Annotated in this window: 14 protein-coding genes; 3 read left to right on the forward strand and 11 right to left on the reverse strand. The window is 72.3% G+C overall.

Translation table 11 applies throughout. The features are described 5' to 3' along the window. Window positions 1–81: 81 nt before the first annotated feature. Window positions 82–645 (reverse strand): RNA polymerase sigma factor, encoded by a 564-nt coding sequence (locus tag JOD65_RS17230; protein WP_191196128.1) that lies wholly within the window; start codon window positions 643–645, stop codon window positions 82–84. A gap of 231 nt (window positions 646–876) precedes the next feature. On the opposite strand from JOD65_RS17230, the gene JOD65_RS17235 reads away from it, so the two are divergent. Together JOD65_RS17235 and JOD65_RS17240 are read left to right on the forward strand one after the other, a co-directional pair. Next, complete coding sequence (locus JOD65_RS17235) at window positions 877–1,410, forward strand: hypothetical protein (RefSeq protein ID WP_191196129.1); 534 nt, start codon at window positions 877–879, stop codon at window positions 1,408–1,410. A gap of 325 nt (window positions 1,411–1,735) precedes the next feature. Beyond that, window positions 1,736–1,894, forward strand: a complete 159-nt coding sequence (locus JOD65_RS17240; RefSeq protein ID WP_191196130.1) for a hypothetical protein — start codon at window positions 1,736–1,738, stop codon at window positions 1,892–1,894. Window positions 1,895–2,310: 416 nt separating this feature from the next. Here the strand turns inward: JOD65_RS17240 and JOD65_RS17245 are convergent, their stop codons facing one another. From JOD65_RS17245 to JOD65_RS17290, 10 genes are all read right to left on the reverse strand, one after another. Then, window positions 2,311–3,045, reverse strand: coding sequence for a hypothetical protein (locus tag JOD65_RS17245; protein WP_191196131.1), 735 nt, complete (start codon window positions 3,043–3,045; stop codon window positions 2,311–2,313). Beyond that, the gene (locus JOD65_RS17250) at window positions 3,042–3,716 is read right to left on the reverse strand and encodes a SatD family protein (protein ID WP_191196132.1); all 675 of its coding nucleotides are present in this window, start codon (window positions 3,714–3,716) and stop codon (window positions 3,042–3,044) included. The genes JOD65_RS17245 and JOD65_RS17250 overlap by 4 nt, the downstream gene beginning before the upstream one ends. 53 nt (window positions 3,717–3,769) lie before the next feature. Further along, window positions 3,770–6,748 (reverse strand): bifunctional [glutamine synthetase] adenylyltransferase/[glutamine synthetase]-adenylyl-L-tyrosine phosphorylase, encoded by a 2,979-nt coding sequence (locus tag JOD65_RS17255; protein WP_191196133.1) that lies wholly within the window; start codon window positions 6,746–6,748, stop codon window positions 3,770–3,772. Window positions 6,749–6,764: 16 nt separating this feature from the next. Next, entirely contained in the window at window positions 6,765–8,111 is a 1,347-nt protein-coding gene (locus JOD65_RS17260; RefSeq protein WP_191196134.1) for a glutamine synthetase family protein, read from the reverse strand. 54 nt (window positions 8,112–8,165) lie between these two features. Next, a complete protein-coding gene (locus tag JOD65_RS17265) occupies window positions 8,166–8,924 on the reverse strand; it encodes a hypothetical protein (RefSeq protein WP_191196135.1) in 759 nt (252 codons plus the stop codon). 4 nt (window positions 8,925–8,928) lie between these two features. Then, entirely contained in the window at window positions 8,929–10,155 is a 1,227-nt protein-coding gene (locus JOD65_RS17270; protein ID WP_191196136.1) for a DUF1269 domain-containing protein, read from the reverse strand. Beyond that, on the reverse strand, window positions 10,148–10,477 hold the full coding sequence (locus tag JOD65_RS17275; protein ID WP_191196137.1) for a hypothetical protein: 330 nt from the start codon (window positions 10,475–10,477) through the stop codon (window positions 10,148–10,150). Before JOD65_RS17275 ends, JOD65_RS17270 begins: the two co-directional genes overlap by 8 nt. After that, on the reverse strand, window positions 10,474–10,806 hold the full coding sequence (locus JOD65_RS17280; protein WP_204811249.1) for an SAV_915 family protein: 333 nt from the start codon (window positions 10,804–10,806) through the stop codon (window positions 10,474–10,476). The genes JOD65_RS17275 and JOD65_RS17280 overlap by 4 nt, the downstream gene beginning before the upstream one ends. A 71-nt stretch (window positions 10,807–10,877) precedes the next feature. After that, window positions 10,878–11,519: a hypothetical protein gene (locus tag JOD65_RS17285; protein WP_191196138.1), complete on the reverse strand. Its 642-nt coding sequence runs from the start codon at window positions 11,517–11,519 to the stop codon at window positions 10,878–10,880. Between the two features lie 80 nt (window positions 11,520–11,599). Beyond that, window positions 11,600–12,031 carry a hypothetical protein gene (locus JOD65_RS17290; protein WP_191196139.1) on the reverse strand — a complete coding sequence of 144 codons (432 nt, stop codon included), beginning with the start codon at window positions 12,029–12,031 and terminating at the stop codon, window positions 11,600–11,602. A 111-nt stretch (window positions 12,032–12,142) separates the two neighbouring features. On the opposite strand from JOD65_RS17290, the gene JOD65_RS17295 reads away from it, so the two are divergent. Beyond that, window positions 12,143–12,856 carry a response regulator transcription factor gene (locus JOD65_RS17295; RefSeq protein ID WP_191196140.1) on the forward strand — a complete coding sequence of 238 codons (714 nt, stop codon included), beginning with the start codon at window positions 12,143–12,145 and terminating at the stop codon, window positions 12,854–12,856. Window position 12,857 lies beyond the last annotated feature (1 nt).

Consider the following 12,857-nt stretch of genomic DNA (forward strand, 5'->3'; position numbering starts at 1 on the left):
CGCGCTGGAACAGGTCAGGCGACGCCGTCGTGCGACCACCCTCGCGCTGCAGGGCCTCCTGCAGACGATCTTCGAGACCACTCATTGTTCCTCCCGGGTGCTGTCGAGACTGGCCGCCATGGAACGCAGGCCCCGCTTGAGGTGCGTCTTGACCGAGTTGGCGGAGATGTCGAGCGTCGCGGCGATCTGGTCGATGGGCAGCTCGAGGTAGTAGCGGAGTGCCAGGCAGTCGCGCTGGCGGCGAGGGAGTGCGCGCAGCGCCTCGACGACCTCGCGCTGCGACTCCCGGCGCGTGGCCTGGTCCTCGGCCGACGGCTCGTCGGCGACCGCGGGTGGACGGTGCCGGAACGACACCAGGCCGCGGCGGTTGTGGTCCCGCGCCAGGTTGATCACGATGGAGCGCAGGTACGCCGCTGCGCGGTCCTGGTCGGAGATCCGGTGCGCCGACCGGGCCAGCCGGATGAAAGCCTCCTGCACGAGGTCCTCGGCGGCAGCGCGGTCGTCGGTGAAGAACCTCGCGAGCGACACCAGGCGAGCACCCTCGGCCCGGAACAGCGTCAGCACCAGCCTGTCTGCCGCGTCCACCGGCGTGGCGGACGCGGCCGGCGACGAGGCTTGGTCCTCGGGCGCGAACACGGACTCCATCACCTCACAGACGAGTCGCGACGCCTCCCGGGTGACCGGGCCGTCGAGCTGATTTCGGTTGGTTCACGCTGTCACCCGCTCACCTCACAGGAGGGGTCCGTGAGGTGTCGGAACCACCCTCCTCAAGGAGACGCCATGACCGAGCACGCACCATTCTCGTACGTTCCCACCTCGGGGCACCCGCCCGCTACGGAGGTGGCCGCAGCACCGGCACCCGCGCCGCGAGACGACGTGACCGCGGACAGTCGGCTCCCCGCACCGACGACCGGCGTCTCTGGCCTGCTGCTGGGGGCGGGCCGCGGCGCTGTCCTCGGTCTTGCGTGGGGCCTGGCGGCCCGGATCTGGATGCGCGCCATCACCGACGTGCCGGAGTTCAGCTGGACAGGGACCCTGATGATCCTGGGGTTCGCCGCTTGGCTGGGTCTGGGCAGCGGGCTCCTGGCAGCGGCCCGGCGCGGCGGACGGAAGCCGTGGTGGGCGCTGCTCGGTGCACCGGGCCTCCTGCTCTTCGCGAGCCCCGGCATGGTGATGCTTCCGGCCTTCTTGTTCGGTGGACTCGCGTTCAGCACGCATGCGCGTCCGTGGCGGCTCATCGGTTGGCTCGCAGTCGCCACGCCCACGACGCTTCTCGTCGCCCTGTCCCGCAACGAGCCGGTCACCGACGACGTGCTGCTGTTCGCGATCGGCGGCAGCGTCATGTTGTCGGTCGGCTTGGCACTGCTTGGGGCGCCTCTCTGGACCGGTCGCCGACGTGCGGAGTCGTGAGGCACAACCCGCGGAAGGTCGCCGGCGCACGTTTGCTTCGCCGCCTATCTGCGTGGGTGGAAGCGGTAGTCGCCGTTGGGGAGGCGTTGGAGGCGCCATCGTGGTTCGTGGGCTCGATGGTGGTGGTGGCTGCAGAGCAGGACGCCGTTGTGTATGCCCTGCTGGTAGGTCTCGGGGTCGTGACGGGCTCCCAATGGCCTCGTGAGCGGCGGAAACGAGAGCCAGACACGCAGTGCTGCGCCTTCAGATCCTAGGAATTCCCCCACTAGACCACCGCAGCACCGACCGGCCCGCGGCTTACCCTGTGGTGGAAGAGGTGGTTGCCATGCTGCTGTTCTGGATCCTGCTCGGGTTGCTGGTCGGCCTGTTCGCGTGGGCGGCCTGGCGTCAGAAGCGGTACGCCGGGGCCTCGTCCTACGACCGCCAAGGCTTCGCAGACCCGCAGGCGGGACTGGGACTGCACGACGACCCGGACCGTCGCTAGTCCTCACCACGGGGTCGTGGGGTCCTCCGTGGTCCACATGATCCGCTCCTCGATGTGCGACTCGGACTGACCGGGTCCCTGGATTGGGCTGCAGCGCACCGTTTTCGCAGGTCAGACGCCGTTTCGGATTGGGCCCTACCCGGCCACCTTCTTAGGCTCAGGTTGCAGGTCAACCCCAACCGAGGAGCACCCGAGATGACCGCCAAGACCGCCGCCACGACGACCGTGGCGCCGATCACGGGCGGCCTCCTTCGACGACGGTTCCACGCCGCACACACGTGCGGCAGGTCAACGGGTCGTCACCAGGACGCCAACTGGGCCGAGGCCTTCGTGGCACACCTCTCAACTGAGGTTCATCGCCATCCTACACGCATTCAGCCATATTCGTAAGCATGTTCGAACACTGAAGAGAGCGATCACGCCACCAGCACGAATGACCCCAGCGCCACGAGCCACGACGCGAACGACCCGAGCAGGAAGTACTCGGTCATCTCGTGGACGGTCTGCTGCTCGTGCCGCGAGGAGAGCTCGGGGAAGCGGAGCAGTCCCTTCGCCGCGACGACCACGCTGGCGGCGGTCACCTGGCCACCAAGGGCGAGGGCGAGGATGAAGATCCGCTCGAGCGGTCCGAGGAGCCGGCCACCCTTGAGCTGGGTCGGCGGCATGCCTCCGTCGGATCGCGGGTTGATGGTGCCGGTCGCCTTCAGCACCAGCCGGACCAGCACGTTGCCGGTGGAGAGCTGGATGGCAAAGGCACCGGACAGCAGCAGGAACCGGTCGGGCGAGACGGCGCTGAGGTCGGCGATTGCCAGCGACTCCAGCCACCGCGCGAGCGGGCCGGCAGCCGACGGCGCGAGCCCCGAGCAGGCGATCGCCCCCACCAGCGACGCGAGGAAGACGGCGAGCGGAAGGCGGGCGGCCTTCGGCCCGGGGTGGCCGAAGCCCCACGTGACGGTCAGCCCCCACACCAGCACGACGGCGGCGATCACGAGCAGCGCGGCGACGTCACGCCCGGACGTCAGGCCCGCGAGCAGGCCGACGCAGAGCGCCACCAGGGCCCCGACGCACTCGGGCAGGTAGCGCGTGCGGCGCACCGAGTGGGTCAGGTCGGTCACGGCGAAGCCGATCAGCAGGATCCCGAGCCAGCTCATCGATCTCCTCCCCCAGTCCCCATGCCGGGATCAGCCGGCGCGAGCAGGTCGTGGGCGGCGACGATCGCCGCCAGCCCGTCGGCACGCACCCGCTGTGACACCGCGGACGCGCTGATCCCCAACGCCTCGGCGACGTCGCGCTGGGTCACGTGTGACAGCAGACCACGCAGCACCGACACCGAGCGCTCCGACAGGCCGGTGACCCGCTCGTCGCGCAGCACGAGCCCGGCGTTGACCAACCCTGGGTCCGCCGCGCCCGCGGCGCCGTCCGCGACGACGTACGCCGTCCGGAGCCAGCGGTGGGCGGCACTGGCCTCGGCGCTCGCCGCCGCCTCGATGGCAGCGCGGGCGGCCCACCATCCCGGGCCGTCCTCGATCCCCGCCTCCCCGTCGAGCATGGTCGTCGCTCCCCAGCCGATGCCGTGCCGGATGTCGTACGCCGGCAGCAACCGCACCCGGACCAGCAGCGTGGCCCGCACGGCCTCGGCGACCGTCGCGAAGGCACCCTGGTACTCGTCGCCGGCGGTGATCCACATCGGCCGCAGCGGGCGGAGGAGGTCGTTGACCTCGGCGAGGGCCGCGTCGAGGTGCTGGTGCAGGACCGCGCGGTCCTGCGATGATCGGGACCCGACGAGGTCCCCGATCAGGGTGGCGACAGCAGTCTCGGACACTTCTCGATGATGAAGGTCATTGCTTCATTTGTCCATGGATGAAGCAAAACGCTTCATTCCCAGAACACTCGCTCCACCACCGCGTGCGCACGCCGCGTGGTCCGGAGGTAGTCGTTGACCATCTGGTCCGACGCCCCCTGGGGGTAGCCCAGCACCCGCGCGACCGCCGCCCGTTCGCGGGAGTCGCGGGGCAGCTGGTCGGACGGCCGGCCGCGGACGAGGGTCACGGCGTTGCGCACCCGGCTCACCAGCCGCCACGCCTCCGCCAGGGTCTCCGCGTCCTCCGAGGAGATCAGGTCGGCGTCGGCAGCCGCTTGCAGCGCGGGCAGCGTCTGGGGCGTGCGCAGTCCCTCCACCCTGCCGGCGTGCCGCATCTGGAGCAGCTGCACCGTCCACTCGACGTCGGCCAGGCCGCCGCGCCCGAGCTTGAGGTGGGTGTGACGGTCGGCGCCGCGCGGCAGCCGCTCGTCGTCGACGCGCGCCTTGATCCGGCGTACCTCCACCACCGCGGACTCCGGGATCCCCTTGGCCGGGAAGCGCAGCGGGTCGATGAGCTCGGTGAAGCGGGCACGCAGGTCGGGGTCGCCCGCGACGGCGTCGGCGCGGAGCAACGCCTGGAACTCCCACACGTGCGACCACTTCGCGTAGTAGGCGGCGTAGGACTCGACAGTGCGCACCATCGGGCCGTTCTTGCCCTCCGGGCGCAGGTCGGCGTCGACCTCCAGCGGGGGGTCGCTCGCCGGCAGCGACAGCAGGCGTCGCACCTCCGCGACCACGGCGGTGGCGTACGACGATGCGGCCTGCGCCTCGACGCCGTCGACCGGCTCGTGGACGAACATCACGTCGGCGTCGCTGCCGTAGGACAGCTCGAAGCCGCCGTAGCGCCCCATGGCGATCACCGCGATCCGGCTGGCGGGGGCGTCCAGCCCGCGCTGCCGGCGCACGGACTCGGTCGCGATGTCGAGCGTGGCCTGCAGCGTCGCGTCGGTGAGCCGGCTCAGGCCCTGCCCGACCACCGCCACGTCGGTGCCCGCCACGAGGTCACCGCACGCGATCCGCAGCAGCTCACGGCGGCGTACGGCCCGCACCGCCACGACCGCGGCCTCGGGCGTCTCGGCCCGCTCGAGGAGCGACTGCATCTCCGCCAGCGCGGCCTCGGCGCTCAGCGGGACGAGCGACTCCCCCAGCATCTTGACGCCCTGCGGCTCGCGCTCGAGGAGGTCGGTCGCGTAGCGCGAGGTGCCGAGGACGACGGCGAGCCGCTGGGCGACCTGGCCCTCGTCGCGCAGCATCGTCAGGTACCACGGGCTGCGGCCCAGGCTCTCACTGATCCGGCGGAAGCCGAACAGCCCGGCGTCCGGGTCGGGCGAGTCGGCGAACCATTCCAGCAGCACCGGCAGCAGGGTGCGCTGGATGTCGGAGGTGCGCGAGACGCCGCTCGTCAGCGCCTCGAGGTGGCGCAGCGCGGCCCGCGGGTCGGCGTAGCCGAGCGCGGACAGCCGGGCCTCCGCCGCCTCGAGCGACAGCCGCGCCTCGGTGCCGGGCAGCTTGGCGACCGCGCCGAGCAGCGGGCGGTAGAAGAGCTTCTCGTGGAGCCGGCGCACCTCGCGCCGGTGGTGGCGCCACTGGCGGTCGAGCTGGGCGGCCGGCTCGGAGAAGATGCCGATCGACCGGCCGAGCCGCCGCAGGGACGCCTCGTCCTCGGGCAGGACGTGCGTACGCCGCAGCTGGTGCAGCTGGATCCGGTGCTCGAGGGTGCGGAGGAACGTGTAGGCCTCGTGGAGCTTCTCGGCGTCCACGCGGCCGACGTAGCCGCCCTCGCTGAGGCGGGCCAGCGCGCTCAGCGTCGCGCCCTCTCGCAGCGACGGGTCGGACCGGCCGTGCACGAGCTGCAGGAGCTGGACGGCGAACTCGACGTCGCGCAGCCCGCCCGAGCCGAGCTTGATCTGCCGCTCCGCCTCGTGGGCCGGGATGTGGTCGACCACCCGCCGCCGCATGGCCTGCACGTCGGACACGAAGCCGTCGCGACCGGCTGCGCTCCACACCATCGGCGCGACCATCTCGCAGTAGCGCCGGCCCAGGTCGACGTCGCCGGCCACCGCCCGCGCCTTGAGCAGCGCCTGGAACTCCCAGGTCTTCGCCCACTTGTCGTAGTAGCCCTCGTGGCTGGCGAGCGTCCGCACGAGCGGACCCTGGCTGCCCTCGGGCCGCAGGTTGGCGTCGACCGGCCAGATCGTGCCCTCGCGGGTGTGGTCGGAGCAGATGCGCATCAGGTGCGAGGCGAGCTGGGTCGCCGCCCGGAGTGCCGTTCCCTCGTCGGCGCCGTCCACCGGCTCGTGGACGAAGACCACGTCGACGTCGGAGATGTAGTTGAGCTCGTGGCCGCCGCACTTGCCCATCGCGATGATCGCGAGGCGCACGGCGTGCGCCGGCTCGCCGACCCGGGCGCGGGCGACGGCGAGCGCGCCGTCGAGGGTCGCACCCGCGAGGTCGGAGATCTCGGCGGCGGCGTCGTCGAGACCGACGTGGTGGGCGAGGTCGCGCGAGGCCAGCCGCAGCAGGTGGCGGCGGTACTCCACCCGCAGCGCGTCGACGGCCTCCTTGTCCGGCAGCCCGGCCACGGGCTCGTCGGCGTGCGGGTCGGCGCCGACCGCGGTCAGCAACGCCTCGCGCAGGGCGTACGCCGCCGGGCGGGTGCTGCCCAGCGTGGGGTCGGTCAGCTCGCGCCACTGCTCCGGGTGGCGCGCGAGGTGGTGGGCGAGCGCCGTGCTCGCGCCGAGCACGCTGCACAACCGCATGGCGGTGCCCTCGTCGTCGGCGACCTCGGCGAGCATCTCCCGCCCGGCACCCTCCGCCTGCTCGTCGAGGGCGTCGACCAGCCGCAGCAGCCCGTCGAGCGCGGCGTCGGGATCGGCCGACGCGGCGAGCTCGTCGGTCAGCGGCAGGCCGGCGTCGCCGAGCTGCTCGATCCCGCGGGCCGCCGCGGCTCCGTCGACGAAGCCCTTGCGGACGTAGGTCCCGGCGGACGTCATCGGAGAACGGCCGGGCTCAGAGGACCGGCAGCATCCGGTCGCGCTCGTAGGCGGAGACCTGGGTGCGGTACTCCTCCCACTCGGCGCGCTTGTTGCGCAGGAAGTAGTCGAAGACGTGCTCGCCGAGCGTCTCGGCCAGCAGCTCGGAGTCCTCGGCGATGCCGATCGCGTCCCACAGGCTGCGCGGCAGGGGCGAGATCCCCAGCGCCTTGCGCTCGCGCTCGGTCAGCGACCAGACGTCGTCCTCGGCCTCGCGCGGCAGCTCGTAGCCCTCCTCGATCCCCTTCATGCCCGCCCCCAGGACCACGGCGAAGGCGAGGTAGGGGTTGCAGGCGGGGTCGATCGTGCGGAGCTCGACGCGGGTCGACTGGCCCTTGTTGGGCTTGTACATCGGCACGCGCACCATCGCGGAGCGGTTGTTGTGGCCCCAGCAGACGCCCGACGGGGCCTCGCCGCCGCCGAGGAGCCGCTTGTAGGAGTTGACCCACTGGTTGGTGACGACGCTGATCTCGGCGGCGTGGCGCAGGATGCCGGCGATGAACTGCCGACCGGTCTTGGAGAGCTGGTACTGCGCGCCGGCCTCGAAGAAGGCGTTGCGGTCGCCCTCGAAGAGCGACACGTGGGTGTGCATGCCCGACCCGGGGTGCGTCGTGAACGGCTTGGGCATGAAGGAGGCCCAGATGCCCTGGCCGAGCGCGACCTCACGGATGACGGTGCGGAAGGTCATGATGTTGTCGGCGGTGGTGAGCGCGTCGGCGTAGCGCAGGTCGATCTCCTGCTGGCCGGGACCGCCCTCGTGGTGGCTGAACTCCACCGAGATGCCCATCGCCTCGAGCATCGTGATCGCCTCGCGGCGGAAGTCGGCGCCGCGCGACTGCGCGGTGTGGTCGAAGAACCCGCTGCGGTCCACCGGCTCCGGCTCGTCACCCTTCCCGGGCACGTCCTTGAACAGGTAGAACTCGATCTCGGGGTGCGTGTAGAAGGTGAACCCCTTGTCGGCCGCCGCGCTCAGCGTGCGCTTCAGGACGTGCCGCGGGTCGGCGTAGGACGGGCTGCCGTCGGGCATCACGATGTCGCAGAACATGCGGGCCGTGGCCGGGCCGCCGTCCTCGCCGGTGCGCCAGGGCAGGATCTGGAACGTCGACGCGTCGGGGTGGGCGAGCATGTCGGACTCGTAGACGCGGGCGAAGCCCTCGATGGCCGAGCCGTCGAAGCCGATGCCCTCCTCGAAGGCGTTCTCGAGCTCGGCCGGGGCCACGCTCACGCTCTTGAGGAAGCCCAGCACGTCGGTGAACCACAGTCGCACGAACCGGACGTCACGCTCCTCGAGCGCCCGGAGCACGAAGTCCTCTTGCTTGCCCATGGCACCACCCTAGGGGCACGGTCGTACGGCGGTCGGCCGGTGTCAGCAGCCGGATCAGAAACCGGCGTCGGACGGCAGCCCGCCGCCGATCATCGCCTCGCGTCGGGCCCGGTCGGCCACGTGGAGCTCGCGCAGGACGCGTCGCAGCTGGGCCTCGTCGGGCACCAGCCCGAAGCGCAGGTGGATGCCGGGCGGGTCGGGCTCGCGGTCGGTCGGCAGCAGGAACCTGCTGAGCGTCCACCTGTACGACGGCGCGCCGGCCACAGCGGTCAGCACGAGAGCCGCCCACCGCGTGCCGAGGTTCTCCGGCACCACGGTGCCGACGTCGTCCCACGCGATCTCGCTGTCGATGCCGGCGCCGTGGAGCTCGACGAGGTCGGCCGAGATCCGCAGCTCGGGGCGACGCGACCACGCACGCCACAGCTCGGCCGCCAGCACCAGCAGGAACAGCGCCGGAATGCCGGCCACGACGCGTACGCCCGTCCGGTCGTCCAGCACCGCCGCCAGCGCGAGACCGATGCCGAGGGTCGTCAGCACGAGGGCGACGGCGGGCACCTGCCCGCGCTCGCCGAGGGCGAGCGCCCAGGCCGGGCGTCCGCGCAGCTCCGTCCGGCGCCAGGTCGAGACGCTGCGCCGCTGGCCGAGCACGACCATCGCCGCCACGGACAGCATGAAGGCGCCGAGGACGAGGTTGAGCAGTCGCCGCTCCTCGGTCGTGGCGGCGAGGTAGAGCGCCCCGGCACCGATCAGGCCGGTGACGAGGGCGGTGAAGATCCCGACGGGACCGGAGGTGAAGACGTTGCGCCCCGCCATCCGCTCAGAAGATCGAGTCAAAGACGTCTCCCACTCCCTCGCCGATCGAGCTGAAGGTCTCGCCGACCTCCTCGAACCCGTCGACGACCGCGCCACCCCAGTCGCCGAGGGTGTCGGCGCCGGAGTCGAAGAGGCTGTCGATGGCCCCGGAGGTGAAGGCGCCCACCACCGTACCGACGGCCGCGCCGACGATGACACCGGCCGCGGTGCCGACGCCGGGGATCGGGATGAAGCTGCCGACCACGCCGCCGAGGTAGGCACCGGACGCGGTGCCGGCGAGGATGGACGCGGCCGCGGGCACCGCGTTGGAGGTGATGGCCTGCGCCGGCCCCTCCTCCTCCCAGTCGGACGCGATGCTGTAGCCCGCGGTGGCGATGTCGATGACCCACAACCCGCGGGTCAGGCCCTTGGGCAGCTCCCAGCTGGACAGCGCCCGTCGTGCGGACGGGTGGGCGTCGTCGAGGCGGTCGGCCTCGTCCATCAGGTCGTAGAAGCGACCGGGGTCGGTGACCCGGCCGTCGGGGGTCCGCAGCGCGTCCGCGTGAGCCCGCAGCTCGGCGGCACGCGTCAGCATCCGGTCGACCTCGCCGGTGAGGTGCGGCGTCGCGCGGCGGATGAGCTCGAGCTGGATGCCCGCCGAGATCAGCTGGCCCGACACGCCGACGTACGCCGAGTCGTGACGCTCCCACGCCGACGCCCCCGCCTCGAGGGCGCGCTGCCAGGCGTCCCAGGCCGCGGTGGCGTCCTCGACGCACTGGTTCCAGACCTCGACCTTCAGGTTGTGGCGTCGGACGGCGGCGTCGCGCGCCTCCCACGCGTCCCACTCAGACGGCGTGGCGTCGGGAGCGGGCGACTGGCCGGCGGAAGGCGGCCCGTCGCCGGGGTTGCGGACGGTGAAGCCGTCGACCACGAGGTCGCCCTCGCGTGCGGCGGTGCGGACGTCGGCCATGGCGTCCTTGGCGGTGCGCATGTCCTCCGCGAGGTCGTCGACGAGCGTCGCGACGTGACCGGTGATCGAGGCACCGTCGTCGCCGGACTGCGCGAGCTCGCGGGCGCGCCCGGAGAACGCCGTGCCCGCCTCGCCCTGCCAGTCACCGGCGGCGTCGGTGCGCTGCTGCGCGACCGTGGTGGCCAGGCCGTCGAACCCGGTGCGCAGGTCCTGGCGCAGCCACCGGCCGACGGCACGGACGTTGGCGACCTCGCCCTCGATCTCGGTGTCGAGGTCAGCCATCGGTGTCCACCCCGTTGATCAGGAACGACGCGGCCTCGTGGGCGTCGACGGTGGCGACCGTGCTGTTGCAGTCCTCCACGGCGGCCGCGATGGTCGTGGACTCGAAGGCGAGCCGGGCGGCCGCGTCGCTGGCCGCGGCGAGGATCATCAGCAGCAGCGGCTCGGCCTGCCCCGTGCCGCCCGCGCCGGGGCGCGAGGTGCCGACGGAGTCGAAGGTCGACCCGGCCTGCCCGAGCTGCTCGGCGACCCGGGTCAGGGTGGCGTGGTCGACGACCAGGCTGGAGGCACCACCACCGCCACCGCCGCCGTCCGCGGCGCTCATGCGGGCACCCCGGCCTCCGGGGCGCGACGCTCCTCGGGCACGTAGACGTCGGTGTAGACGATGTCGAACGGCCGCACGTCGTGGAGCATCTGGAGGCTCTGCAGCGGCAGCCCGAACCACGGCTGGTCCTCGCCCTGGCACGCCTGCAGCCGGTCGAGCGCGGAGTAGACGAGCAGGGCGGTGCGCCCGTCCTTCGTCTGGCGGTAGACCGCCTCGGCGTACCTCCCGTCGGTCACGTGGGACACGCACGGGATGTAGAGGAAGGGCGGGTAGTCCCGCGGAAGCCTGCGCGGCTCCGCGGGACCGGTCGCCGTGACGTCGTCGCTCATGCGGAGGATCCTCCCCCGCACCCGCGTCCCGGAAACGTCCGGGTCGCACAGCGTCAGATCCCGCAGCAGGTTCAGCGGCAGATGTTGACGTCCTGCGAGCCCAGCACGCCGTCCCAGACCTTGCGCATCGGCGCGAGCCAGCTCTGGGTCGTCGGCACGAAGGCGATGCTGCCGTCGACCTCCTTCTTCTGGCCGCGCACGCGCACCTTCTCGACGACGAGCGGCACGACGACCTCCCGGCTGCGCACGCCCTCCCAGCAAGCCGACGCCTTGGTCTTGGTCACTGCCTCCTCGAGGGTGACGGTGTCGCCGACGCGCTCGCCGTTGTAGCGCCACGCGACCGTGGTGCGATAGCCGGTGAAGCCCTCCCAGGGCGCGACGACGGTGGCCGACATGCCCCAGGTGCGGCGGGTCGGGACGCGGAAGGTGACCGCGCCGCCGCTGACCTCCTTGGTCTGCGACTCCCAGACGTGGACGACGTCGGCGTCGAGCGTGCCGCGCGCGTTGACGAGCTGGACCTCGCAGCCCTCGCAGTCGTCGACGGTGAAGGTCAGCGTGGTGCGCGCAGCGGCGCTGCGGTCGTCGGGCTGGGCCTGGGCGGGCTGGGCCTGGGCGGGCTGGGCCTGGGCGGGCGCGAACGCCAGCGAGCCGGTCAGGAGGGCGGCGCTCGCGAGCGCGGTGGTGCGGGCCAGGACGGTGGTGCGGTAGGTCATCTCGGTCTCCCCGTGAGGTGGTCTGTCGCTGACTGGACGCACCTGCTCACCCGAAGGTTGCACGGGATGGGGCGGACCGGTCAGTCCTCGCCCAGCGTGTTGCGCTCGAGCTCGGCGAGCGTGGGGCGGCCGCGGTTGCAGAACACCTCGAGGTCGACGGAGTTGCGCCCGTCGCTGAAGACCGCGTCGACGTCGTCGTCCGGGCCCTTCTCCCAGCTGACGATGCGCCAGCCGGCGTCCTTGTCGGGGCGTACGCCGACGCCGTACGCCCACGTGTCGCGGCACTCGACGAGGAAGGCGCCCCACTCCCCCGAGATCTCCTCGGACACGCCCGGACCCTCGGGCTCGGGCACCGACGCGGAGGACACCGAGACGTCGCGGGCGACCTCGTCGCCCACCGGTCCACGGTCGCGGATCGTGGCGCCGACGGTCGACACGGCGAAGACGCCGACGAGCACGGCGACGACCGTGGTGGCGGCCCACAGGCCGACGAGCAGCATCCGACGTCTCACGGGACCATGGTGCCCGTCCGCACGACAGCGTGAGGTGAGGCGGTGGTTAAGGCACTGCTAAGGCTTGCTCGTCCCGCGGATCAGTGCGGTCGCGGGCGGTACGGTCGCGACGTGGCCGAGGTGCTGATCATCGAGGACGACGACCGGATCCGGCCGTTGCTGGTGCGCGGCCTGCGCGAGTGCGGGCACACCGTGACCTCCGCGCCCACCGGAATGGGTGGCCTGCAGCTCGCGGTCGACTCCAGTCCCGACCTCGTCGTGCTCGACCTCGGGCTGCCTGACGTCGACGGCACCCAGGTGCTCTCCATGCTCCGTGCGGTCAGCCAGGTGCCGGTGATCATCGCGAGCGCCCGCGCCGACGACCCCTCCCTCGTGGGGGCTCTCGACGCCGGCGCCGACGACTACGTCGTCAAGCCGTTCACCAGCGCCCAGCTCGACGCCCGCATCCGCGCGGTCCTGCGCCGGGTCGAGGCGGGCCGCCAGCGGCCGTCGACGATCACCGTCGGCGGCCTCTCCGTCGACCTCGCCGGCCGACGGGTGCACCTCGACGGCACCGAGGTCGACCTCACGCCGCGCGAGTTCGACCTGCTCGCCCACCTCGTCGAGCGGCCGGGCGAGGTGGTGACCAAGCGCGACCTGCTCGTCGAGGTGTGGCGCCAGCCGTGGGGCGGGTCGGACAAGACGGTCGACGTGCACCTGTCGTGGCTGCGCCGCAAGCTCGGCGAGACCGCCGCCGCCCCGCGCTACCTGACCACGGTGCGCGGCGTCGGCGTACGCCTCGCGGCACCGGTCCCCGACGTGCCCGCGCCGACCGAGGACGGCTGAG

This window comes from Nocardioides cavernae, from assembly GCF_016907475.1.
GTDB lineage: Bacteria > Actinomycetota > Actinomycetes > Propionibacteriales > Nocardioidaceae > Nocardioides > Nocardioides cavernae.

Excerpts from the sequence above, each read along its gene's own strand:
- JOD65_RS17230 (WP_191196128.1), bottom strand. The coding sequence starts at position 645 with ATGGAGTCCGTGTTCGCGCCCGAGGACCAAGCCTCGTCGCCGGCCGCG.
- JOD65_RS17240 (WP_191196130.1), top strand. The coding sequence starts at position 1,736 with ATGCTGCTGTTCTGGATCCTGCTCGGGTTGCTGGTCGGCCTGTTCGCG.
- JOD65_RS17245 (WP_191196131.1), bottom strand. The coding sequence starts at position 3,045 with ATGAGCTGGCTCGGGATCCTGCTGATCGGCTTCGCCGTGACCGACCTG.
- JOD65_RS17255 (WP_191196133.1), bottom strand. The coding sequence starts at position 6,748 with ATGACGTCCGCCGGGACCTACGTCCGCAAGGGCTTCGTCGACGGAGCC.
- JOD65_RS17260 (WP_191196134.1), bottom strand. The coding sequence starts at position 8,111 with ATGGGCAAGCAAGAGGACTTCGTGCTCCGGGCGCTCGAGGAGCGTGAC.
- JOD65_RS17265 (WP_191196135.1), bottom strand. The coding sequence starts at position 8,924 with ATGGCGGGGCGCAACGTCTTCACCTCCGGTCCCGTCGGGATCTTCACC.
- JOD65_RS17270 (WP_191196136.1), bottom strand. The coding sequence starts at position 10,155 with ATGGCTGACCTCGACACCGAGATCGAGGGCGAGGTCGCCAACGTCCGT.
- JOD65_RS17275 (WP_191196137.1), bottom strand. The coding sequence starts at position 10,477 with ATGAGCGCCGCGGACGGCGGCGGTGGCGGTGGTGGTGCCTCCAGCCTG.
- JOD65_RS17280 (WP_204811249.1), bottom strand. The coding sequence starts at position 10,806 with ATGAGCGACGACGTCACGGCGACCGGTCCCGCGGAGCCGCGCAGGCTT.
- JOD65_RS17285 (WP_191196138.1), bottom strand. The coding sequence starts at position 11,519 with ATGACCTACCGCACCACCGTCCTGGCCCGCACCACCGCGCTCGCGAGC.